This is a genomic window from Paenibacillus glufosinatiresistens (genome assembly GCF_031470375.1).
Lineage (GTDB): Bacteria > Bacillota > Bacilli > Paenibacillales > Paenibacillaceae > Paenibacillus_AQ > Paenibacillus_AQ glufosinatiresistens.
Window position 1 is genome coordinate 275,545 of record NZ_JAVFHT010000003.1, and the last position, 24,308, is coordinate 299,852.

Sequence of the window (24,308 nt, forward strand, 5' to 3'; positions counted from 1 at the left end):
TTTGAGATTAGAAGAAATTTGGAAGATCAGGGATTGTAAACCTAATGTAAACCCCGCTATAATTGTACCTGATAAAAGGGGAAGGAAAAGTGTAAGGAACATTCATTCCTTTTCACCTTAAAGATTATGGAAGGAGGAACGCCATTGGAGCCGGGAATTGCCCACTATCTGCGTCTTGCCGACCTGCTGGAAGGTTCGGAAGCCGAACCGGAGGGTTGTCCGGTTACGATCGAGCAGTTATCGGACTTCCTCTACTGCACGCCGCGCAATGTGAAATTTATACTTCGCAAAATGGAGGAGCGCGGCCTGATTGCCTGGCGCCCCGGACGGGGAAGAGGCAACCGATCGCGGTTGCAGCTTCTCAAGAGCCGGGAAGACGTGCTGGAGGGAAGCCTGGATCAACTGCTGGCCAAAGGGAGAATGAAAGAAGCGGCTGAGCTGATCGGCCAAATCACGGAGGAAGTTCATCTCCGGGAGCGCCTGTGGCGGCGCCTCAGCTCGGAAATGGGCTTCCGCAGCGAAGCGAACGTCTCCGCCGAACAGGATGTGCTGCGGATGATGCGCAACCGCAGGCTGGAGAAGCTGGAGCCGGGCTTTCTGTTCACTGCCTTTGAAGCCTATCTGCTGAGCCAGATTTGCAGCACGCTTGTGGTCTACAACGGACAGAGAAACGGCTTCGAGCCGGGACTGGCGCATACGTGGGAATCAGCCGAAGACGATCGGATCTGGACCTTTTACCTGCGCAAAGGGGTCAAATTTCACCATGGCCGCACCTTCGTCGCCCGGGATGTCGCCTTCACGGTTGAACGGCTTCGGGATATGGGAAGTCCGGCCTTCTGCCACTATGAGGACATTGAGGAGATTCGGGAAGACGGCGACTATACGGTCTCGTTCCGTCTTCGCCGGCCCAACCGCTTCTTTCTTCATCTGGTTGCCTGCTTTCACCTCGTTATTGTCCCGCATGATGCCGATTTTGCGAGAAAGCCCGTAGGGACCGGACCGTTCCGCATTGCGCATCTGGATGAGGATATCCTGTCTCTGACCGCATTTGATACATATTACGGCATGCGGCCGCTGCTTGACCGGGTGGATATCTGGTTTCTCCCCGACCAGCATACCCATACCCGGTTCTACAATCTGCCCGGGGACGAGGAGAAGGCGGATGCGGGCGACCTGCTGGCGGACGGGCTGTACGGGAGCAGCGTCGATTATCCGGCGCTCGGCTGCCGGTATTTGCTGTTTAATATGCGCAGGGAGGGTATTCAGCGCAGCCGGGAACTCAGGGAAGCGATTGCGCTTCTCTATCACCCGCAGGGTCTGATCCGGGAGCTGGGCGGGAACCGCTATTTGCCGGCTGCGAGCTTCTTGCCGTGGAAGAGCCGGGCGTTCGTACTGCCGGAAGAATCGCCGGAACGGGTAAGAGAGCTGCTGCGTCTGGCCGGATACCGGGGTGAGTCTGTGTCGGTGGGCTTCAAAAACAAGCAGAGCGAGCTGGAGGAGATCGCCTGGCTTAAGCGCCGCAGCGAAACGGTCGGCCTTCGTCTGGAGCCCGTACCGCTGCCGGCCCATCTGCCGGAGGAAGCCATTTTGGAGACGGATATGCTCCTGTCTGAAGAAGTGCTGGAGGATGACTGGCAATGGGGCCTCCTGAACTTCTACCGGGGCGGGGGCAACCATTTCAGCCTGCTGATTGACGATGAGGGAAGCGGACTGCTGGAGGAGCTGTTCCGGGACTTTTGCCAGAAAGAAGAAGGAGCGCGAATCGCCGTGCTGGACGCTGCCGAAGAGCTGGCGCGGGAGAACCGGTGGCTGGCCTATGGCTGTCACGTCAACAAGAAGGCGCAGCTCAGCGACGGTCTGCTGGGATTGTCTCCGGGCGCGTTCGGGTTCATGGATCTCAGCAAGCTGTGGGTGAAGCGCTCTTCATCCAGGACTTGACGGAAGGGTTGTCTATCTTGTAATGTAAGGGACAACAAATTCATACCGGCGATGACAGAGACATGATATCCGGCCAAGGGCCGTTCCAGAGAGAGAGGCGAACGCTGCAAGCTTCTTACGGAACCGGACGGATGTTACCCCTCTGAAGCCGTGGCTCTGAACCCGTCTTCCCGTGAAGACGGCGGTAACACCGACCGATCCCCGATACCGGATTCCAATTAAGGGCCTTCCGCGTGCATGAACCTGCATGGCTGAAGCGCCGAATTAGGGTGGAACCACGAGCGCAAGCGCACCTCGTCCCTTCGGACGAAGTGCGCTTTTTTGCGATGACACAAGGTTAGGATGACGAAAGGAGGAAGTCGCAGTTATGGAAATTTACGTAGAACTGCCGGGATCGGAGAATGGAAAGGTGGAGCGGGGAACGACGGCGGGCGTAGCTTTGGGCCTGCTCAAGCCGGGCAGCCGCAAGACGGCGGTAGCGGCCCGGGTGAACGGAGAGCTGACCGATTTGGCCTCTCCGCTTGAGTCGGACAGCCGTCTGGAGCCGGTCCCGGGAGACAGCCCGGACGGACGTGAGATCTGCCGCAGAAGTGCTGCCGTCCTGCTCGCGCAGGCCGCTGCCGCTCTGTACGGAGACCGCAGCCTGCAGGTGGCGGAGATGCGGGTCACAGAGGACGGTTTCGTCGTCGATCTCCATTTGGACGGCAGTCTGTCGGAAGCGGACCTCCGCGAACTGGAAGCGTAGATGCGAAGATTGGCGGAAGCCAATCTGCCGATGATCGGGCAGAAGGTCAGCCGGGAGGAAGCGGCCGCCTTCCTGGAGACCGGCGGACAGACGCTGAGGCTGGAAGCGCTGCTTCAGGACCCGGAGAAGAACGCGGCCGGTCTGCTGTATCCGCACGAAGGCTTCGCGCTGCTCTGCCGGGGGCCGCTGCTCCCGAGAACAGGGATGCTGAAGGCGGTCAAGCTGCTGGGCGTAGCCGGCGCGTATTGGCAGGGAGATGCCAAGCGTCCGATGCTGCAGCGCATTCACGGCACGGCGTATTCGAGCGGAGCCGAGCTTGCCGGGCACCTGCAGCGGCTGGAGGAAGCCAGACGGCGGGATCACCGCAAGCTTGGACGCGAACTGGAACTGTTCCTGTTCTCGGAGGAAGCGCCGGGCATGCCGTTTTATCTGCCGAACGGAATGGTGCTCCGCCAAGAGCTTCAGAACTTATCCCGCCGCCTGATGCGCCGGTCCGGCTACCAGGAAGTGCTGACTCCGCTGATGATGAACAACCGTCTGTGGGAGAAGTCGGGACATTACGATCACTACAAAGCGCATATGTACTTTACGAACGTCGATGAAACGCCGTATGCGCTCAAGCCGATGAACTGTCCGGGTCATATGCTGATCTACAAAAGCGCGCTGCGCTCCTACCGGGATCTGCCGATCCGCCTGGCGGAGTTCGGCCAGGTGCACCGCCATGAATTCTCCGGCGCTCTGGGCGGCATGACCCGGGTGCGTTCTTTCTGTCAGGATGACGCCCATCTGTTCGTTGCCCCCGGTCAGATTGAGGAAGAGATCGCTGCAATTATCGCGCTGATCGGAGAGGTGTACGATCTGTTCGGACTCTACTACCGGGTTGAACTGTCCACCCGGCCCGAGGATTCCCTGGGCTCGCCGGAGCTGTGGGAGCAGGCCGAGCAGGGCCTGCGCCGCGTCCTGGAACGGATGAAGCTGGACTACCGGCTGAATGAAGGGGACGGCGCCTTCTATGGACCCAAGATTGATTTTCATCTGCAGGATTCGCTGGGCCGAAGCTGGCAGTGCGGGACGATCCAGCTGGATTTTCAGATGCCGGAGAAATTCGATCTCGCCTACATCGGCGAGGATGGAGAAAGGCATCGTCCGGTAGTCATTCACCGGGCGATCTATGGAGCGCTGGACCGGTTCATCGGCGTGTTGACCGAGCATTACGGCGGCGCTTTTCCGGCATGGCTGTCACCTGTGCAGGCGGTGCTCCTGCCTGTATCCGTCTCGACCGGTGACTATGCGCATGCGGTGCAGGTTAAGCTGGAGAGGGAGGGCATCCGGACGAAGCTGGACAGCCGGTCCGAGAAGATCGGATACCGGATCAGAGAGGCGGCGCTTCGTCAAACACCGTATATATTGATAATCGGAGAGAAAGAGAAGGAATCAAATTCAGTCACCATCCGGCTCCGCGGCGGGGAGAGCCTGGAGCAGCTTCCGCTTGACTCAGCCGTGAAGTTGATTGCGGAGGCGGCTCGGCCGGATCATTCATCTCGAATTTAAAGAACAAAAAAGCCGCTGCGCATCCGTACATGCGCAGCGGCTTAGCCGTGTCTAAATGGAGTTAAATCATTTTAAGCGTCAGCAGCATGCGATAGATCAGCAGCGCGCTCTCGGCCCGGGTCGTTGTTTTGCCGGCTTGAAGAGCAAATTCTTCAGCCTGTGCTCTCAGGACCCCCGCGTTCAACAGCGTTGCAACAGCTTCGCTGGACCAGGCTTTGTAGCCCGAACTGGCTGGAAGTGCGGCGGAAGGAGCGGAAGCGCCGGGTGAATAATTGGCATATGCCAGGGCGTTGCTGATGATGCTGACCATTTCCTGCTGCGTAATCGTCTGATTCGGCCGGAACGTGTTGTCCGGATAACCTTTCAGCAGCCCTGCCTGTACAGCAGCAGATATCGGGCCTGAGTACCAGGCGGCGGACGCAACATCCTTGAACCCGCCACTGCTACCGGCGAACAAAGACGGATCAAGTCCGAGCGCTTTTACCAGCAAAGATGCCGCTTCTGCCCGGGTTATGGTACCCTCCGGCTTGAAGCTGCCATCGGCGTAGCCGGCAATGACTCTTCTGACGCCCAGCTTGCCGATTGCATTGCTGGCGAAGTGAGAAGAAGGCACATCGGTAAACGAAGCGTCTCCGATTACTGCGGCATAGGTCGAGTTGCCTTGACGGTAGGCAGTCACCTTGATCTTGTCGCCTTCTCTGACAAAGGTAGCCGGAACAGTTATCCATTCACCCGAGGTTTCATCAACCATTACAGCAGACAAGTTGTTCTCCGTTACGCCATTCTGGACCGGAAGATAGAATACATGGCCAATATATTGATTGACGCTTGTATACTCCATATTATTGTGGCCGTCGGCTGACATCTTCGTAAGCGAATATCGATAAGGCTGACCGGCTAGATTCAAGGAGGATTTGCCCAAAAGGGTCCGTATGGATTCGCTCATGGAAGCGCTAGCGGCAGATACGGTCAACGACAGCGAAGAACTGTTATCGATTCCCATATTCATAAGAATACGAACGGGCAGAATGAGGCCTTTATCGGTACCTTGAATATCAATAACGGCTGATTTATCTCGGCCGGAAATCTTGTCAAGCTGGGATCCCTTTACGGTTAGAGTCATGGTCTCAGCAGATTCGACAATCGGAATGACAAGTCTGTTGTCGTTGCCGGACCATTTGGATAAAGCGGCACTGAGCGCTTCATCACTGAGAGTTGCCGTAACGATGGTAGGGAAATTGGGGATTTTCACAAGGCTGGTTACGGCTAATTTGCCGTTTGAATCGGCAGTTTTGCTCGGAATTCCAATAGTAGAACCACCACCGCCGCCGCCGATACCTCCACCGATACTGCCGCCGCCGCCACTGCCTCCTCCTCCGCCAGCGCTGCCCCCTCCCGGGTTGCCGCTGAATGAAGCTTTGTACTCGACATAGACATAGAAACTTGGCAAAAGCGGAGGTGTCGTGACGGAGACCACCACCAGCGGATAATTATTATTCAGCGTTAACCCATTAAATAGAACAGAACTGGCAGCGGCTCCAACCTTCAGCTCGCCCAAGAGTTTTCCCTGATAATCGTACAGATGAACCTGATCACCGGGAGTCAAGCCCTTGACCTCCACCTGATCAGGTCCGCTGGCATTGTTGGTCACCGTAATTTGCGAAAGATCAGGGGTCTTGGACATACGGTCCAGAACTTCGGTGATCATGCTATCGGGAGCTTCTATCCCCGCATCGTCCGCCAGTACGACTCCAAGCGCGTATGCACCTTGAGGAATCGGAGTACCTTGCGGAATGTCGAACTGGTAAGACGATTTGCCTCCGTTCAGTACGGCAAGGGGTTCGCCAATGAAGCCCTCATCGCCAAAGAAATAAATCCGATAGGTGTAGGAAGGCGAATTATCGCGGGCGGCTCCAAAGGTAACCCTTCCGCCAATGCTATCCTTCGATGGATCGGAATCAAATAAAGCAAGGTCCTGGACAAAGTAATCATCCGCTTCCCAGATATGGGTCATGCGTTCTAAATCGGTTCGGACAAAATCCCCATCAGCATTGGAAATCACGGGAATTACGCCGATCTTTACAGGTCTCTGACTTAGGGAAGCATAGATCTTTGTCAAAAAGGAACCGTCAGACTGGCGGTTACTGTTATATGCATACGCGCTGTACCGGTCAACGCCCTGGGCGTCATAGAGTTTGATGATGTAATAAGATGCCGACAGGGCGGCAACTCCGGGTTCAAAGTATACGGCGCCTTCGAAGCGGAGCGGATTGGAATTGTCGTCATAGGCGTACAGGTGGGACGGAGCTAAGTTTTTCTGGACATTGTCGCGCATTTCTTCAAGATTTCCATAGTGAAAGATATGGGTCTGCGGATTCGAAGCATCCCCGTTAAAGGTTCCGACAAGCATTGATCCATCGCCGAGCAGAAGCCCTGAGGTGATTTTGAAAGGAGGCGCATACAGTTGCTGGAAGGTATCCCGGTCGTAAATTCCTTTCATCCCCAGCACGATATTTTCATTGGCATCCAGAATCACATCGCGCTCATACGTATTGGGGCCGTATTTATATTCACCGTACTTTACGGAAAGCTGCTCCGCCGAATAGCGGGCTCCACCGTAATAGACATAATTGCCGTCGTGGATCGCTTTCTGTCCCGAATTCGCCAGGTAGGAGCTGGACTCGATCACTCGATTATTATGGGTGTCCCACTTGCTTAGACGGTCGGACTCACCAATCCACAGCCATTTGTCGTCCGGTCCCGCCGACAATTTCGGGGAGTACTGGAAGTAGGAACTTAGAATCGCGTAGGTAGAGTCCACGACTCCCAAGTGCTTGTTCCGGGCTACAGTTGAAGAATAGTAGACCTTATTCCCGATTAAGGCGATATTCTCGGTCTGCTCACCGACCTCGATAGGTTGAATGCGGGCCATGAATTCACTTTCGTTGCGGGTATCAATCTTCGCAATATAAGAAGAGCCATATAGTGAAATATAGAGCACGCCGTTCTTCATGACGATATCCGTCGGCTGCGAACCGACAAAACGGTCTGCGATAATCTGCATTTGTTCCGTGTCGATTTGCAGCAGGCGATTGGATGACCGAGAGATGGCGTACACATACCGTTCTCCTTCTCCGGCAGCCCATGCCGTAATCTCCTGGTTCAAGTCAATCCGACTATCCGAGGAGGAGTAGGAGACCGCTTGCGGATTTGACGGCGGCATAAAGGCCATCCGGCTAATCGAGCTATCCCCGGACCCTACCTTATATACATTCCGGGCTGCGTCCACCTGAATGAGAGAGTGTCCGTTCCGTCCGGAAGACGAATAGACTTTCACTTGCTCGTCCCGGGTGTAAATATCACCGTTGTTAAGGTAGACGTAGCCCGAGTCCAGTGCAGCGACCGATCCGCCTCTCCACATTTTCAGAATGCTGTGATCGGATGGATTGAGGGAATAGACACCATAGAACAGAGTCCCCTCCTGATAGAGAATACCGCTGTCATATCCCCCAACCGGCTCATAGGTCCAAAGCTGTTCTCCATAGACCGAAGAATAGGCGGATACCTCACCCTGCGAAATGCCAATGGATCCTACGAACAGCCGGTGATTCTCGCGGTCTATTGCAAGGCGGGGGCTGTAGACATTGCGTGAGCCGATAATGGTATCCGACAAATTAGTTAGATTCAGCAGCCGGATGTTGCACCATTGGTCGCCGTTCGAATAGAACAGCGAGTTGCCGTCGACGGCAACTACTGTAGGTCTATCTTTCGTCACCCAATTCCGGCTAACCTGCCGGGTATCCAGGTTGACTTCGGCAATCAGGGTAGCCCCGCTCAAGGCTACGTATAATTTATTTCCCTCTTGATCCATGTCGGTCGGCTGCGACCCTACGGCAAGCTCCTTTACAACCGACATCGAGACCGGGTCGATGAACAAAAGCTTGTTCTTGCCGGGAATGGTGGCATAAATCACCTTCCGGCTCTCATCCAAAATCATGTCCCGGATCGGTGACCCCACATCCAAGGTTGCTTCCGTGGCCGCCGGCTCAGCCGATGCCACACGGCCTCTTTCTGTCTCTCCCCACGGTGCAATCAGCGAAATGCACATCGCGATAAGGCTGGCATAAATCCATTTCTTCTGTCTTTTGCGATACATATGTATCCCCTTCCCCCAAGTAAGTGGTGCTCGAATCCTATCATATCGTGCAACCACCAACTGGAAATAGAGGATAATCAAATAAAGGTTGGGGATTTCTTCGCTCTTTCATAATTTGTACAAAATTAGGGCTGCGGTACTGCCTGTCCGAACTGCTTGTCGTACAGCTCCCGGTAGATGCCCCCTCGATCCAGCAGCTCGGCATGGCGGCCGCGCTCGGCAATCTCGCCGCCGGAGACGACGAGGATCTGATCCGCCGCCATGATAGTCGAGAGCCGGTGGGCAATGACGATGCCGGTCTTGCCCCGCAGCAGTTCGGCCATGGCCTGTTGGACATAATACTCGGATACGGTATCAAGCGACGAGGTGGCTTCATCCAGAATAACGATGGACGGATTCTTGAGCAGAACCCGCGCGATGGCGATGCGCTGCTTCTCTCCGCCGGACAGCTTGATTCCGCGGTTGCCGACAACGGTATCATAGCCTTCAGGAAGCGACGCAATAAAGTCATGGATATAAGCGGCGCGGCAGGCCCGGATCAATTCTTCTTCGCCTGCCGTCTCCGAGGCGTACAGCAGGTTCTCGCGGATGGTTCCGTTGAACAGGTACGTATCTTGCGTCACGAGACCAATCTGCGAACGGAGGGAGTGGAGCGTATAGGAAGTAATATCCTGCCCTGCAACCCGGATCTGCCCGGAGGCGGCCTCATACAATCTTGGAATCAGGTTGGTGATCGTCGTCTTCCCTGCGCCGCTGGGTCCGACCAGAGCTGTCATGGTTCCTGCCGGTGCAGTGAACGAAATGTTCCGGAGCGACGGCTTGTCCGATTGATAAGCAAAGCTGACCTCGCGGAATTCAATTTCGGCGGCCGCCGGCGTGTTGGAGTCACCCGAAGCCTGGGAGCTCCCGTAATTTGCGCCTAACCGGAGAGGCGAAGCGCCGGGCCGGTCGACAATCTGCGGCTCCATATCGAAGTAGGCAAAGATGCGCTGAAACAGTGCCACCGAGCGTTTGATCTCGACGTACAGGTTCGTCAGCGCGCCGGCCGGCGCATACAGACGGCCAAGAAGCGCCACGAAAGTCAGGATAGCGCCGACCGAAATCTCGCCCTGGATGAACAAGTAACCGCCGTAGAGATAAATCAGCATCGGACCGATGGAGGCAAAAGTGTTCACCAGCATCATGAACCAGCGTCCTGCCATGGATTCCCGGATCTGCAGCGAAGTCGTCTCCGCATTGGCTTCCCTGAACCGGTTCCACTCCCGCTGTTCGCGGGTGAACAGCTTCATCAGCATATAGCCGCTTAAGGAGAGCGTCTCTTCCACAATGTGGTTCTGCTCGGCCGTCTTCTCCTGGGTCCGCTTGGCAAGCTTCCACCGGATGCTGCCCATCCGCCGGGTGGGAGTAATGAACAGCGGGATAATGATCACACTGACCAAGGCCAGCTTCCAGTTCATCCAGAACAAGGTGCCCGCCGTGGAAGCCAAGATAAGCACATTGCTGGCTACGCTGACTACCGTACCGCTAAAGACGCCCTGAATCCCGGCGATGTCGCTCGTCATCCGGGTGATCACTTCACCCTGCTGAACCGTCGAGAAGAACTGCAGCGGCATCCCCTGAAGGTGGCGGTACATCTGGTTCTTCATGTCATACACAATATTCTGCGAGATGTAGGAATTCAGATAGCTCTGGAGCACACCGAGCAGGCCGGAGGCCAGCGTGGCGGCGAGCGATGCGCTTACCAGCCAGACCAGCAGAGACATATCTCCCTTGGGCAACGCCCGGTCCACAATCTGCTGAACGAGCAGAGGAGGGAGGAGTCCAAGCACAGAGGTGGCCAGAAGGACGAGAAGAACACATGCCGTCTGTTTCCAGTAGGGGGCAAAATACCGGCCGATGCGCAGCAGCATCGCCCGAGAGAGATCCGGCTTCTCCGTCAGGTCGTCGAACTTCATCTTGCCCATTCCCATGCCGTGGCCGCTCATTCGGGACATGAAGCATCACCTTGCTGGCGGGCATGTTCTTCCACAGCCAGTCCTTCACGAATCTGTCCCAGGAGACGGATCAGCGTGTCGATATCGCCATCGTCCATACGGCTGAGAACATCGGACAGCGCTTGGCGGGACAGGTCTCGATCGCGAATCGAAGCTGCGGATTCCGATCCCCGGGGAGTGGGCTGAAGCACAGTCTCTCTTCGGTCCACCAGAGAGCTCTCGCGGAGAACAAGGCCTTTCTCCGTTAACTGGTCGAGATGGAGGCTGACCCGGCTCTTGGACAGACGAAGCCGTTCGGCGACTTCCTTCTGGGACAGACCGGGGGAAGCGGAGACCAGGGACAGAATCTCCAGCTGATGAACCGTAAGCTCATGGTCCGCAGCGCTGCGGTGGGCCAGGCGTTTAAGCTGCCGGGCGGCAGTGAATATGGCGGAGAATACTTCGCCGGAGCGGGAATGGTCGTGAGAACAGTGTTCGTGCATAGAATAGCTCCTTATGGATATTAGTTATCTTCGTTAACAGTTTACATGGATAACCAATGAAAGGCAAGTTCCTTCCCCCGAAACGATACGACCAGCGCATAAAAAAAGAGACGGCGAGTGAAACCCGCCGTCTCTAGGCACTTCTTACTGCCCGGCCGCCTGTTTGCCGTCGCATTTCTTGCAGACCGTCAGATTGCCACCGCCGGCATTCTTGGCGGTGTAGAGCAGCTTGATCCGTGTGCTGCCGCAGAGCGGGCAGGTGCCTCTGGCGCGCGAGGGCATCCGCCAGAGCGCTTTGCCGCGCTTGTTCTTGGACATCTTCTGTTCCCACCTTTGCCGATGTTGATTGAGCTGTAACTTATCCTATGCCGGCGGACCGGGATAATTGCCTGCCAGCCTAAACGTCTGTCAAGTTTGTAAAATCGGACACGGATTCAGCCGCAGTTCCTCTCCAACAACGCCCCTAGTTGCTCCGCTAAAGCTTGATGCGAGATTGGTCGTTCATTCATAAACCACCATTCCACCACCCCTACATAAGCAGAAGCCACAAAGCGGATCAGCATTTCCTCATTCAGGCCCTTATTTTTTCCCTGGGTAACGTCTACTTCATCTGTAAATTCTTCAATTAAAAAATCGAGGAACCGGCTGCGGAAGTAAGAGGCTCCTTTGCTTGCCAACATCATCGAGAAGAAGGGGGAGTTCTCATCAAAATATTCGGTCCAGATAAGTGATCCTTCCCCGAAATCCAAGTCAGCTGCAGCCTTGCATCGATCCCCGAGTTCGTTGATATGTGATTCAATCAGCTTGTCCAGCAGGTCGTACTTATCGAGGTAGTGAAGGTAAATGGTACCCCGACTGACGTTGGCCCGGTCAGACAGGTCTTGAATCGTAATGTCATCAAAGCTCTTTTCGACCATCAGTTCTAATAAGGCATTTTTCAAGGCATCTCGGGTTTTCTTTATTCGTCGATCAACTTTAGCCATAGGTGAACACCTCATTAATTATAGTTAGACAATAATGCTCCATTTGTTCATAACTTAACAAACCGAATGGATCTAACCATTGCAGACTTACTGTATCTGTTTATAATTTTAGACATAAGTTCATTAATGTATCAAGTGTTATTTTTCTAATATTAGAAGGAGCGATGATCATGCAGAAGGTTCTGATCCTCGGAGCGAACGGAGGAATTGCCCGTGTGGCCATTGATTTGTTCCTCCGTCAAACAGACGCGCAATTAACGCTTTATTTGCGCAATGCACGAAGACTGAAGCACTTGGAATCTGATCGAGTCAAGGTCATGGAAGGCAATGTACTGAATCTGGATGAACTGAAAGAAGCCATGACCCAGCAGGATGTGGTATATGCCAATCTGGCCGGCCCATTAAAGCAAATGGCTGAAACTATTGTCGATGCGATGCATGCAACGGGATTAAGACGTCTTATTTTTATCAGTTCCATGGGGATTTATGGGGAAGTCCCCGGAGAGGAGTATAGGAGCATATTGGACCCTTACCGAGATGCTGCTGCAGTCATTGAAGCCTCGGACCTGGATTACACGATTCTAAGACCGGCTTGGTTTACCAATGCCGACGAAGTGGATTTTGAAACCACTACCAAAGGGGAACCATTTAAAGGTTCGATCGTATCGCGGAAAAGTGTAGCCGATCTGGTTGTTAAACTGGCGCTTGATCCTCATTTGAAAGTTCGACAAAGTGTAGGGATGAATAAACCCGAGTAGGCGCCAGACAGAGAGCGATTTATACATTCATAATCGAAAGGACTGTTTTATTCCATGTGTGAACATCATCAAAGTATGACGGTTCGTGCGTTAAGTGTACCGAATGCCAAAGCACCATTTGAACCAACAACCATCGAGCGAAGAGAATTGCGGCCAGATGATGTCCTGATCGATATTCAATACTGCGGCATCTGCCATTCGGATATTCATAATGCGCACAATGATTTCGGCCGCGGCGTTTTTCCGATGGTACCCGGTCATGAAATTGCAGGAGTTGTTGCCGCTGTAGGCTGTGAGGTCACGAAATTTGCTGTAGGAGATCGGGTTGGGGTCGGCTGTTTTGTTGACTCCTGTGGGGAATGTGATTTCTGCCGCAGCGGTGAGGAGCAATTTTGCCGGAAAGGCGTGGTCGTTGTCTTCAACTCCACCGGTTATGACGGGGAATTGACATACGGCGGTTACAGCCAGAAGATTGTAGTCAATGACAAGTTTGTTGTCCGCATTCCGGACGGTTTGGAAATGAACGTGGCGAGCCCGCTATTGTGCGCAGGGATTACCACTTATTCTCCTCTAAAGCATTGGAACGCCGGTCCAGGTAAGAAGGTTGCTGTACTGGGAATGGGAGGACTCGGCCATTTGGCTGTTCAGTTTGCTCACAAAATGGGAGCGGAAGTTACGGTTCTAAGCCATAGTCCGAATAAAAAAAGCGAAGCGCATGGATTTGGCGCAAGTCATTATTATGTGACCACGGACCTGGCAACGTTTACAGAGCTGGCCGGTCAATACGACCTGATCTTAAACACCGTTTCCGCCAACTTCAATGTAGATGCCCTGCTCTCCATTCTAAAGGTGGATGGAGCGCTCGTTCATCTTGGTCTGCCGAACAAACCGGAGCAGTATAATGTCTTCTCGTTGTTTGCCGGGCGTCGGATCATTACGGCTTCCAACGTTGGAGGCATCCGGGAAACGCAGGAAATGCTGGACTTTTCGGCGGAGAACGGAATTGCACCTATGATTGAAGTCATCCGGGCCGACCAGGTTGACGAAGCCTACGAACGGGTCATGAACAGCGATGTGCGGTATCGGTTTGTCATCGATATGGCTACGCTGTAATCCATCCTAGGAGGTTATAATGAGAATTAACGAAGCCGCCCGACGCTACCATGAAGGAATGTTTCCGGGTTACGAATCCAAGTTCATGGAGACAGATCCGGAGTTTGTTGAACGGTTTGATAATTTTGCGTTCGATGAGGTCGTCAATCAAGACGATTTGGATGACCGCACGCGCATGATGGCCATCTTGTCCGTATTAATCGGCTGTCAAGGTATCGACGAGTTTAAAGTCATGCTACCGGCAGCACTCAATTTCGGCGTTACGCCTGTGGAAGTTAAAGAAATTGTTTATCAGTCCGTACCGTACCTAGGCATTGGACGGGTCTTTCCTTATCTGCATGCCGTAAATGAAATTTTCGTTTCACGAGGGATTGAACTCCCTTTGGCGGATCAAGCAACGACAACAACGGATAACCGTCTGGAAGCAGGGATTCAGGCTCAGGTGGACATTTTTGGAGAAAGCATGAGGGACTTCTGGCAATCGGGACCGGAGGAAAGCAAACACATTAATCGCTGGCTGGCCGATAACTGCTTTGGTGATTACTATACCCGGCAAGGCCTTGACTATAAGCAAAGAGAGATGATCACCTTCTGCTTTCTGCTCGCCCAAGGCGGGTGTGAACCTCAGTTGACCAGCCATGCTGCTGCCAATATGCGTCTTGGGAATGATAAAATGTTTCTCATCAAGGTAATCTCGCAATGCATTCCCTTCATCGGTTATCCGCGCAGTTTGAATGCGCTGCGGTGTGTGAATGAAGCGGCAGCGAAATCGGAATAAGGAGGAAGCACCTTGAATAATCGTACTTGGCTAATCACGGGAGTAAGTAGCGGATTTGGGTATGAACTGACCCGGCAGCTGCTGGAGAAGGGCGACAATGTCATCGGCACAGTCCGTGATAAGAGCAAGGTCAAAGACCTCATGGAGAGACATCCGGAGACGTTCACTTGCGAAATTCTGGACGTGACCGATGTTCCGGCGATCCATCAGCTTGTCGACCATTCGTTTGGGAAATTCGGCCGAATTGATGTCATCGTCAGCAATGCAGGCTATGGACTATTTGGAGCTGCCGAGGAACTTACAGATGAGCAAGTAAACCACATCCTCGCCACCAACCTAACGGGTTCCATTCAGCTCATTCGTTCGGCGCTGCCGCATTTGCGCAATCAAGGCGGCGGCCGCATGATTCAGCTTTCTTCCTATGGCGGACAAGTGGCCTTCCCGGGGAACTCCATGTACCATGCGACGAAGTTCGGCATTGAGGGCTTCTGCGAATCGGTAGCTCAAGAGGTTGCCCCGTTTAATATCGGAATAACCATTGTGGAGCCGGGCGGAGCGCGTACCGAATTCCGTTATGGAAGCGCACGGGTAGCGAACTTGATGCCGGAATATGAAGGGAATCCGGCGCATGGGTTTTTGAGCATGCTGGACGCTTCTAACGGCCTTGCTCCGGGCGACCCTGTGCGAATGGCTGCCCGCATTATCGAGAGTGTTGACAAAGAACCGGCGCCACTGCGTATGATGCTTGGTTCGCAAGCCTTGACAAACACGATTTCGAGGTTAGAAGCACGGATTGCCGATTATGAGAGACAGACCGAGCTGGCGGCTTCTACTGATTTTCCTGCAGGGGAATAAAGGGGTATTGTCATCTGAATTTAGTAAGAAAGGGACGGTTATCTTATGGATTACATGAAGCTTGGGAACACAGGTATGGATGTCTCGAGAATCTGTCTTGGCTGCATGAGTTTTGGTGAAGTGAAGCCAGGGGGGCACCAATGGGTGCTGAACGAAGAGAACAGCCGTCCGATTATCCAACGGGCGCTTGAACTCGGGATCAACTTCTTCGATACGGCGAATCTTTATTCCGGCGGCACCAGTGAAGAAATGGTCGGACGAGCCTTAAAAGATTATGCGAATCGCGATGAGATTGTCCTCGCTACAAAGGTTTGGGGGCGTATGCATCAGGGTCCCAATGGCATGGGGCTCTCCCGAAAGGCGATAATGAGCGAAATTGATAAAAGTCTGAAGAGACTTGGAACCGATTATGTGGATCTGTACATTATTCACCGCTGGGACTATAACACGCCCATTGAAGAAACGATGGAAGCCATGCATGATGTGGTAAAGTCGGGCAAGGCCCGATATATCGGAGCTTCGGCCATGTATGCCTGGCAGTTTCACAAGGCTCTGTACACATCCGAGAAAAATGGCTGGACCCGTTTTGTTTCCATGCAGAATCATCTTAATCTTATCTACCGCGAAGAAGAGCGGGAAATGATGCCGCTTTGTAAGGATCAGAAAATTGCGGTCACGCCTTACAGTCCGCTGGCATCGGGAAGATTGATCCGGGACTGGTCTGAAACCACTTACCGGTTCGAAACCGATGCTGTTCAAAAAGCAAAGTATGATGCGACAGCGGATAAAGACCGGTTGATCGTTGAACGAGTGGCAGCAGTGGCCGAGAAGCGAAGCGTACCGCGCAGTCATATCGCTCTGGCGTGGTTGCTGCAGAAGGAGCAGGTGGCGGCTCCTATCGTGGGTGTGACGAAAATAACGCAGCTGGAGGAGGCAGTGGGTGCTATATCGGTCCAATTAACTTCGGAAGAAATTTCATTCCTGGAAGAGCCGTATGTTCCGCACCCAATCGTGGGGGCTCAGTAATCTCTGAAATACCGGCAAAAAAACCGCGCATAACATATATTATGCGCGGTTTGGCGTACAATCGATCAGGATCGCTCCCAATGAGCACTTGTGCGGCTCAATAAACGAATAATATCCAATTATTCGCAGTAATCTTAGCGGCTGCCGACCTTCACGGCCAGCAGCTTCTTCTCGGTCGGAATCAGCAGCACGCCTTCTCTGACCGCGACGTTGCCGAATTCGGCGTCGCCGGTCTGAATACGGCCGATCGCTTGACCGGTCCCGGCATTCATCACGTAGACGCTGCCGTCGGCCAAACCGGCGACGACCAGAGAATCAATGATCTGGACCCGCGTGAAGGCGGCGGGAAACCGGCCGTAGTCGATTCGGGAACCGTCGGCCAGACGAAGTCCGATGAGGGAGTTCCCGCCGCTGAACAGCGCCAGCCCTTGCGCCGGTCCGGCGACCCAGGTGCCGTACTGCTCATAGCTGACCGGGCTGGCCTGCCCCGCGGAGTCCAGATCGTATCGGCGCAGAATGGCATCCCCTTGGTCAAGGTCGCCGTCGACGCTGTATAAGGAGGAACCTTCAAGCGTATTGCTGTAATTGGCCATCCGCCTTAGATCGGAGACCGGAATATACCGCCCTACAGGCGCTAATCCTCCGTTAAGCGGATTCAGCCGGTACAGGGAGACGAGATTTCCCGGAACCGCCTTCTTGGACTGCTGGATGGCCAGGCTGGTATTCTCTCGCAGCAGAAGTCCGCCTTTATAAGACCCGAGAATATCGTAAGGACCCTTCAGACTCCAGAGCTCTGTTCCGCGAGCGGCATTCAGCCCGAACCAGTGTCTGCTGACATTGTCGATGGTGCCGGAGACCATCAGGATTTTGCCGAACTGCCCGAACGGACCGCCGGCATACAGGTCCAGTTGGCTGTTGCTCCATAACAAAGCGCCGGTTACCGGGTTGAAGGCGGCCAACCCCATTCCTTCGTTGCTGAACAGCAGAGTGCCGTTCACCAACTGGAGATAGCTTCCCGCGTCCGAAGGGCGGAGCGGCGGTTTGACCGACCAAATCCGCTTGCCCGTCCGCGCATCGACTTTAACTACCTCCCGGGTGCGGCTGAGGTAGAATAGAGAGTTGGCCGTCATCGCTTCGGGCCGCCCCCCTTCCCGAACGGACCAGCGGATTTTCCCGGTTCGAAGCTCGGCGGCCACCAATCTTTGGTTGTCCGCATAATAGACCATACCGTTTATCTCCGGCATGAAGTCGCTGTATAATCCGCTTCCGTTCGTCGCAGCCTGCCAGAGCGGCCGGATCAGCGGCGCGCTGACGGCGGCTTCGCTCGAGGAGGAAGCGGGAGCGGCCGAAGCCGCCGCGGCGGTATCACCGGAGGCAGGCCATGCGGCCAGCAGGGCGGATAGGCCGAGTGCGCCGAGCAGAACAAGGCGCGCTGGGAATTTTGTACCGGACATCCAATCATCTCCTTACTCATCGTTACTCTTTGGACGCGCCGGAAATGATTTGGTTGCGGTCCGGATTTCATTCAGGAAGGGAAGGAACGGTTGCCTTCAAATAAATACAGATAGACATCCTCAAGGTTGGGCTTAACGGACTGCGCCTCCCACTCGGAGGGGCATTCGTCGCCGACGATGCGGACGCTGACTCCGTCGCCTTCGCTGAGGATATTGCTGACGTTGTACTTCCTCTGCGCCTGCTCCAGATCCTCGACAGGAATGTGGACCTCAAAAACCTTATCCCGCATCCGGTTCAGAATGGGCTGCGGCTCGTCCTGAATAACCAGCTGGCCCTGCTTCATCAAGATAATCTGCTTGGCGATGAACTCGATATCCGGCACGACATGGGTCGCGAGGATCACGATTTTGTTCATGGCGATCGTGGAGATGAAGTTGCGGATGCGAATGCGTTCCTTGGGATCGAGTCCGGCCGTCGGCTCATCCAGTATGAGAATCTTCGGGTCATTCAGGAGCGCCTGGGCAATCAGAATCCGCTGCTTCATTCCGCCGGAATAGGAGCCGAGTCTTTTGTTGGCGTCCTGCTCCAGATTGACGATCTGCAACAAATGCCGGATGCGTTCTTCCGCCAGCGATTTGGGCAGACCTTTGAGGGCGGCCATGTACCACAGGAACCGCCGTCCGGTGAAATCCTCGTACAGCCCCTGCTGCTGCGGCATGTAGCCCAGAATATCGCGGTAGCTTTTGCCGAGCTCCGTTATGTTCTGTCCATTGAAGGTCACTTGTCCGGAGTCCGGCTTCAGGTTGTCGGTGATAATGTTCATCAGGGTGGACTTTCCGGCGCCGTTCGGACCCAGAATACCATAGACCCCGGGAGTCAGTTCCAGCGATAAATGATCCAGCGCTCTCTTCTTGCCTTTGTTGTAACGCTTGCTGATGTTATGAATGGAGAGTTTCATTTCGTATTCGCTCCAATCGCCAGGAAATGGAATATCCTTTATAGCTGCCCCAGGATACCCAGCTGAGCAGGAGTCCTGCACAAGTCAGTACTCCCAGGTATCCCAATGTGTAGGAGAAGGAATGATCGGCGAGCTGGAAATAGAGCAGATGGACGCCGTTGAACGAAAAGGCTTGAATGCTATCCAGTCCGGCGCTCTGGATAACCAGCGGGATGACACCGAGAGCCAGCGTGAGCAGAAGGGCCAGTGAATGTCTCTTCAGCAGAACCGACAGGGCCAGCGCAACCTGTACAAGAAGAAGAATTCCCCAGAGCTGCAGCATGGCCGTAACGATGACGAATTCCCGGATGCTGACCGACAGACCGAGATTGCCGTAGAGCTTAAGGCTCTGAATCGGAGCGTCCCAATCCAGCGGCGCATAGCCGTGAATTAAATTCAGGAATCGAGGTGCGCTGAGGATGGCCAGCATCCCGATCGCGAGCAGATAGGCAATCAGATGCTTGCTGCCGTACAACGAGAATCGCCCTTTGCGGGTGCTCCGGATCACAGATACCATTCCGTTCTTGTAATCCATGGTGAAGAGAGGCGTCAGGGTAAGCAGCAGAAGGCTGGAGTAGACGATTCCGACCATTTGGTCTCTGAAGCGATTCTGGAATAAGTAGTTGGACGAGATCTCATTGACGAAGCTGCCGGTCAGGTGCCGGGAAGTCTGAAGCTGCGCCAAATGGCTGTACTGCTGGGCAACGCGTTCAAAAGCCTTGCTCTTAAGCTGGAACACTTCCAGTTCGCTCTTCTTGAGGCTGTATTGATGATAGGAGATTTGATGGCTGCTGAAGGCCGATTCATTGTCGGCCATTTCCACGGGCAGATTGCGGAACCGCCCTTTCTCCGCTTCAATGAACTGAGCTTTCTCGGGAGTGAGCGGCCCTGCAAGCTGCTTGAGGTAAAGATTATAGAAGCTGTCGTCCTGATCAAAACGCACCTCTTCCAGATTGACGGTATAGAAACCGACGATCAGGGCGATGACCATGTACAGGAGCCCCCTTCCGGTAATCAGCGCTTTATAGCTCTCGTGAACGAACAGACGATTCGATCCCCGCTTGCTGCGGATTCGGGTGATGAAGAGCTGCCACCAGCGGTTCGGCGACGGCTGCAGGGAGGCGATGTTCTGCTTGATGTAGACAGCCACGGAAGCCGCAGGCAGTGCGAGAATCAGAACGGCGATGCCCAGCAACGACAAGGGCAGGCGGTTCACGGGGTGGCCCCCTATGTTCAGATTATGGTACACGCCCAGCAGGCTGAAGGTATCATAGTAAGAGACCGGGTTCATGTATTTGAAGAATCCCAGAGACGATAAGGGATGAATGGCGACTTTAGCCAAATAGCTGCTTACCAAGAGCAGCGCCAGAGTCAGGTAGATTTTGCCGGCATGATGGAGAGCGACAAAGACGACGGCGAACAGCAGAGCGAGCAGGGTGGAGGCCGCGACTTTTAATAGTACAAAATAAAGCAGATACTCCCGGACCGTGAGCAGCAAATCGCTGTACTTGAAAGGGAGCATGGACTGCACATACCGGGACATATCTCCGAATCCGTATAAAGAGTACGCGATCAAAAGGATGGAGCTGTAAAAGACGGCTGCCGCGGCAGCCGACAGAAGGGTAAGCGCAGCCAACTTGGCTGCGATGACAGGGAACCGCCCGTTCTTGCTGGTCCGGATTAGCTTCAGCAGTCCGGATTCCTTTTCCTGCAAGAAGATGTAGATACACAGAAGAAACAGAACAACGCCCATGAACAGATCGGTTGTCGAATATTGGGTTCCCGATACAATCCCGTTCTCCAGCCCGCTCTTCAGCGGAATTCCTTCCAGATGTTTAAAATCAGCCGCCGTCTTCAGGATATTGCGGTAAGCGAAGGAGCCCTTCTTCTGGAAGACGGACACTGTCAGCAGCTCATCGGCCCGGTCCTGGATGCCGCTGACGTATTCTTTATACCCCTGCATGTTCTGGTATTGGGAGAACAGGAGGTTGGATGTAAACAAATCGGCCCGAAATTGATCCGGGTCCTTGCTGTAAGGACTTTTATCAAAACGTTCGACCAGATCAGGATGGTCCTGGATAAAGGAGCGAAGCAGTTCCTGGTAGCCTTGCGTCTCCAGATTTACGCGATAGACCACTAACGTACCGAAGTCGCTCAGTTCTTGTTGGACCCGGCTCATTCTGGCGAGGGTCTCTTCTGACGAGCCTCCCTGGTATCGCTGCTCCCATTCCCGGTATTGATTCATATGCTGGAGTAAATAATCGTCCGCTTTCGTTTGTTGGTTGTAATACAGAAATCCGTTGCTCAACAGAAAGAAAGGAAGGACCAGCCAAATTAGACGCTTACGGCTAACCTTGAACAACTCATACCGGATAAGCTTCAGCATCGTTCTACTTCTCCATTTGAGTGATGACCGTGTCCGGGTGATCGGTTTTTATCAGCGTCTTAAACTTGGCTTTTCCAGAACCCAGTTCCTGTTTGTCCAAATAAGCGATGTAGCTGGCATCTTCTTTACGGTAGTGGGCAAACATGTAGCGATCATCTCCGGGCAATAGATTATGATCCTTGGGCAGAAAGGAAAGATCCACGGTATCGATCGGCTGATATTGCTGGTCGTATACGGTCATCCGATAGGCATCCGGAGCAGCCTTTAATTGTTCAGGTGTCATATAGATAGAGGCAGGTTGTCCAAATATGTACTTGTCTGCCGCATAATAAAAGGTAAAAAAATCCCGCTCGATCGGCAGCGGCGCTTCATGGTTCCCTTGCAGGTCGGCTTCGTAAATGACCCAAGACTTTGGATCCTTCACATCTCCGTAGAACTTGTTAAAGATCAATCTGTCGTGGAGAATTCCAACTAGTGCGCAGTTTGCTTTTGGATCCCCGGTGAACATTCCGGTGACTGTTTCGTCTTGGATATCATATCTAAATGTCCGATAAAGATTAGCCCCATTCTGGATGCCGGCCTCCAGAAAATAGACATTCTTGCCGTATGGAATAATGTCGCCGATGCTTCCTTTCTCCAGTTTGCCCAGGTACACCTGCTTAGGCTTGGCGAACCTTTTGTTCAGATCATACTGGAAGATCTGATATTTCCCGTCGGAATTTACGTCAAAATCCTGGGAGGAATAATAGACAATTCCGCGATGAATGGCGATTGCCATAGGACGAAATTTGAATTCAAGCACCTTGGTTCGCTTGGTTCCGTCGAGAGACAGACGGATAAGTGAATACCGGGTTACCGCCCGGTCCTTGTCCAGCACTTGTGCAGATTCCAGTACATATAAATGGTGATCGTTGTAGGCCAGGAATCCGCCGAATAATCCATCCAGGTTGGAGACGTAGGCGTTACAGTTGCTGATGGGGGCGGTAGCGGTCTGCTTCAAGCAGTCCGACTCAGGCCGATTATCCAGCAGAACGGGCTTCATGGCACCTTTGTCCATATAATAGATGTAGTTATTGTTCAAAAAGTAATAGCCGGTGTCGCTTTCTCCACTTTGTATGGCGCGACCTTGCTCAAGGAGAAAGTATTGATAATCCGTATCCGGATTATAGGTATCGCTGTAATCCTTAGCTTCGCCGCAGCTTGACAGGATGAGGAGCATGAATCCGAACAGGCTTGCAAGGAGAACGATTTTCTTCATTGGTATTCCCCTCCATAATCAATAACAGGAATTCGAACGCATTTCGGCGAACGAATTCCTGTTCAGACGGCGAACGAGGAACCCAAGAAAGACAGCGAAGCGGTAAGGATCAGTCCTGCCAACAAACCTTTGCTCATTTTCTTCAATTTTGCTACCTCCCAAGAATAGTAGTTACAAGTTTTCGCATTCTTTCGTATGTAGGCTCTCGATGCCAGGAAAAGGTTCTGTACGCTGGCCGGCGGTACACATTTCTGCTGCGCAAACGTTTTCTTTTGCTCAGCAACCCAATAATACCAAATTATCTCATTTAAAACAATAGGTTGATCACTCATTATTTATGCGGTTTATATAAAAATATGTAAATTTATCATGGAAAGAGCAACTGTTCATATTAAATATTATGTAAACATATAGCTGGTAAAGCAGGCGAGAATGAATGATCCCGCCTGTTCCAGCGATAATTCCCCGTGTCTCGGCTTCGGGGAAGATACGCGCTTTCTAGCCGGTTTCGGTATGTCCAGCCGACTCCTCCTGCCGTTCCGTTATCTGGTGTGCATGGCGTATCCGTCTCTCCTTATAAAGAAGGAACCCGACAAAAAAGACTATGATGACGAGCGGATAAGCAATCGCTCTGCCCGTGAACGGGAACACCGCCGCTGTCGCCGCAAAGGAAATCCAGCTGATGGCTACACCCAGGCGGCTCCCCTTTAATAACCGGATTCCAGCCGCGCAGCCTCCGATATAAGTCAGAATGAAAGTGGCGTTCGGAAATTGAATCAGCTGCGAGAGGGAGACAGCGCCGGTGCCGTAGAGGGCCATCACGAGGGTGAAACACAACAGCAGAAACAGCAGCGCTCCGGTCGGCGTTCCCCGCGAAGCCGAGAGCTTGCCCATCCAGCCGGGGGCGCTTCCTTGGCGCGCCAGCGCATACGCTACGCGTGAGGCGGCGCCGACATAAGCAATGATGGTAGCGGCGCAGATGAACATGCCGGTCAATCCTGCAATGAGACCGCCCCAAGCCCCGAGCGGCTCGCTGATGATCCGGACGAGCGAAGCGTCTGAGGCTCCCCCGGTATAACTGGCGGTGCCTACAACAGCCAGAGCGGAGAGGAAATACAGAACTCCGACTACCAGCGCGGCAATGGTAACGCCTTGGATCGCAGCCCGTCTGGGATCGCTGAATTCCTCCGAGAGATGGGAGACCGCTTCCCAGCCGATGAAGCACCAGAACAGGATCGCGGCGGACTGTCCCACGCTTCCGTAGCCATGCGGGGCGAAGGGGGTGAAGTTCTGCGAATGTATCTCCGGCAGCGCGGCGGCAAAAGCGAATACGAGCACCGCCACGATGGCGATGACGACGGCGATTTGGACTTTGCCGGCCAGCTGCATGCCGATGATGTTCATGCCAAGCCCCGCTGCCAGAATGGCAATGGCCAGCAGCAGCCGAACCGGCTCGCCCCACCCCATGGCGGCGGACATATAGCCGGCGCCGGTGAGGGCGGCGACCGGGGCGCCGATCGGAACGGACATGAGAAAGAACCAGCCGACCAGTGTCCCGGCCTTGCGCCCGAAGGCCAGCGTCACGAAGTGGGAGACTCCGCCTGCGTTCGGATATTGGGCCGACAGGAGACCCATGGACAGCGCCAGCGGCAGGATCAGCAGAACCATGAATCCCCAGGCCAGCAGCGAAGCCGGGCCGGCCATTTCCGCAGCGAGTCCCGGAACAATCAGCACGCCCGACCCCAGAACGGAGCTGATATAGAGAGCGACCGCCTGAGGCAGTCCGATTGTAGATTTCAAGGAAGGGGATGAAGTAGTCATTATGGGAAGCCT

The 24,308-nt window shown here is 53.9% G+C and carries 18 protein-coding genes; 8 read left to right on the plus strand and 10 right to left on the minus strand.

Annotation, left to right across the window (positions count from 1 at the left end; genetic code table 11):
- Positions 1–144: 144 nt before the first annotated feature.
- The 3 genes from RBI05_RS06235 to thrS all read left to right on the plus strand — a co-directional run bounded on the left by RBI05_RS06235 (position 145) and on the right by thrS (position 4,234).
- Complete coding sequence (locus RBI05_RS06235) at positions 145–1,938, plus strand: ABC transporter substrate-binding protein (protein ID WP_310550450.1); 1,794 nt, start codon at positions 145–147, stop codon at positions 1,936–1,938.
- A 367-nt stretch (positions 1,939–2,305) separates the two neighbouring features.
- On the plus strand, positions 2,306–2,683 hold the full coding sequence (locus RBI05_RS06240) for a hypothetical protein (RefSeq protein ID WP_310550451.1): 378 nt from the start codon (positions 2,306–2,308) through the stop codon (positions 2,681–2,683).
- Positions 2,684–4,234 (plus strand): threonine--tRNA ligase, encoded by a 1,551-nt coding sequence (thrS, locus tag RBI05_RS06245; RefSeq protein WP_310550452.1) that lies wholly within the window; start codon positions 2,684–2,686, stop codon positions 4,232–4,234. It abuts the gene before it with no gap.
- Between the two features lie 61 nt (positions 4,235–4,295).
- On the opposite strand, the gene RBI05_RS06250 is transcribed toward thrS, so the two are convergent.
- The 5 genes from RBI05_RS06250 to RBI05_RS06270 form a co-directional block, all read right to left on the minus strand.
- On the minus strand, positions 4,296–8,390 hold the full coding sequence (locus RBI05_RS06250; protein WP_310550453.1) for an S-layer homology domain-containing protein: 4,095 nt from the start codon (positions 8,388–8,390) through the stop codon (positions 4,296–4,298).
- A gap of 125 nt (positions 8,391–8,515) precedes the next feature.
- Entirely contained in the window at positions 8,516–10,384 is a 1,869-nt protein-coding gene (locus RBI05_RS06255; protein WP_310550454.1) for an ABC transporter ATP-binding protein, read from the minus strand.
- Positions 10,372–10,866: a MarR family winged helix-turn-helix transcriptional regulator gene (locus RBI05_RS06260; protein WP_310550455.1), complete on the minus strand. Its 495-nt coding sequence runs from the start codon at positions 10,864–10,866 to the stop codon at positions 10,372–10,374. Before RBI05_RS06260 ends, RBI05_RS06255 begins: the two co-directional genes overlap by 13 nt.
- Before the next feature lie 144 nt (positions 10,867–11,010).
- Positions 11,011–11,184 carry a hypothetical protein gene (locus tag RBI05_RS06265; protein WP_310550456.1) on the minus strand — a complete coding sequence of 58 codons (174 nt, stop codon included), beginning with the start codon at positions 11,182–11,184 and terminating at the stop codon, positions 11,011–11,013.
- 116 nt (positions 11,185–11,300) lie between these two features.
- Positions 11,301–11,849 carry a TetR/AcrR family transcriptional regulator gene (locus RBI05_RS06270; RefSeq protein WP_310550457.1) on the minus strand — a complete coding sequence of 183 codons (549 nt, stop codon included), beginning with the start codon at positions 11,847–11,849 and terminating at the stop codon, positions 11,301–11,303.
- Positions 11,850–12,019: 170 nt separating this feature from the next.
- Here RBI05_RS06270 and RBI05_RS06275 point away from each other — a divergent pair, with 170 nt between their 5' ends.
- From RBI05_RS06275 to RBI05_RS06295, 5 genes are read left to right on the plus strand one after another with little or no spacing between them, the layout of a single operon-like run.
- Positions 12,020–12,607, plus strand: a complete 588-nt coding sequence (locus RBI05_RS06275) for an NAD(P)H-binding protein (RefSeq protein WP_150457397.1) — start codon at positions 12,020–12,022, stop codon at positions 12,605–12,607.
- A 54-nt stretch (positions 12,608–12,661) separates the two neighbouring features.
- Positions 12,662–13,720: an NAD(P)-dependent alcohol dehydrogenase gene (locus RBI05_RS06280; RefSeq protein ID WP_310550458.1), complete on the plus strand. Its 1,059-nt coding sequence runs from the start codon at positions 12,662–12,664 to the stop codon at positions 13,718–13,720.
- A 19-nt stretch (positions 13,721–13,739) separates the two neighbouring features.
- Positions 13,740–14,498 (plus strand): carboxymuconolactone decarboxylase family protein, encoded by a 759-nt coding sequence (locus RBI05_RS06285; protein WP_310550459.1) that lies wholly within the window; start codon positions 13,740–13,742, stop codon positions 14,496–14,498.
- 12 nt (positions 14,499–14,510) lie between these two features.
- The gene (locus RBI05_RS06290; protein WP_310550460.1) at positions 14,511–15,353 is read left to right on the plus strand and encodes an SDR family oxidoreductase; all 843 of its coding nucleotides are present in this window, start codon (positions 14,511–14,513) and stop codon (positions 15,351–15,353) included.
- Between the two features lie 45 nt (positions 15,354–15,398).
- Positions 15,399–16,379 carry an aldo/keto reductase gene (locus tag RBI05_RS06295; RefSeq protein WP_310550461.1) on the plus strand — a complete coding sequence of 327 codons (981 nt, stop codon included), beginning with the start codon at positions 15,399–15,401 and terminating at the stop codon, positions 16,377–16,379.
- A gap of 134 nt (positions 16,380–16,513) precedes the next feature.
- Here the strand turns inward: RBI05_RS06295 and RBI05_RS06300 are convergent, their stop codons facing one another.
- The 5 genes from RBI05_RS06300 to RBI05_RS06320 all read right to left on the minus strand — a co-directional run bounded on the left by RBI05_RS06300 (position 16,514) and on the right by RBI05_RS06320 (position 24,296).
- Positions 16,514–17,833, minus strand: a complete 1,320-nt coding sequence (locus RBI05_RS06300) for a PQQ-binding-like beta-propeller repeat protein (RefSeq protein WP_150457402.1) — start codon at positions 17,831–17,833, stop codon at positions 16,514–16,516.
- Positions 17,834–17,904: 71 nt separating this feature from the next.
- On the minus strand, positions 17,905–18,792 hold the full coding sequence (locus tag RBI05_RS06305) for an ABC transporter ATP-binding protein (RefSeq protein ID WP_150457403.1): 888 nt from the start codon (positions 18,790–18,792) through the stop codon (positions 17,905–17,907).
- Entirely contained in the window at positions 18,773–21,217 is a 2,445-nt protein-coding gene (locus RBI05_RS06310) for an ABC transporter permease subunit (RefSeq protein ID WP_310550462.1), read from the minus strand. Before RBI05_RS06310 ends, RBI05_RS06305 begins: the two co-directional genes overlap by 20 nt.
- 4 nt (positions 21,218–21,221) lie before the next feature.
- Positions 21,222–22,475: a hypothetical protein gene (locus RBI05_RS06315; protein WP_150457405.1), complete on the minus strand. Its 1,254-nt coding sequence runs from the start codon at positions 22,473–22,475 to the stop codon at positions 21,222–21,224.
- A 498-nt stretch (positions 22,476–22,973) separates the two neighbouring features.
- Positions 22,974–24,296 carry an APC family permease gene (locus RBI05_RS06320; protein ID WP_150457406.1) on the minus strand — a complete coding sequence of 441 codons (1,323 nt, stop codon included), beginning with the start codon at positions 24,294–24,296 and terminating at the stop codon, positions 22,974–22,976.
- Between the last annotated feature and the right edge of the window lie 12 nt (positions 24,297–24,308).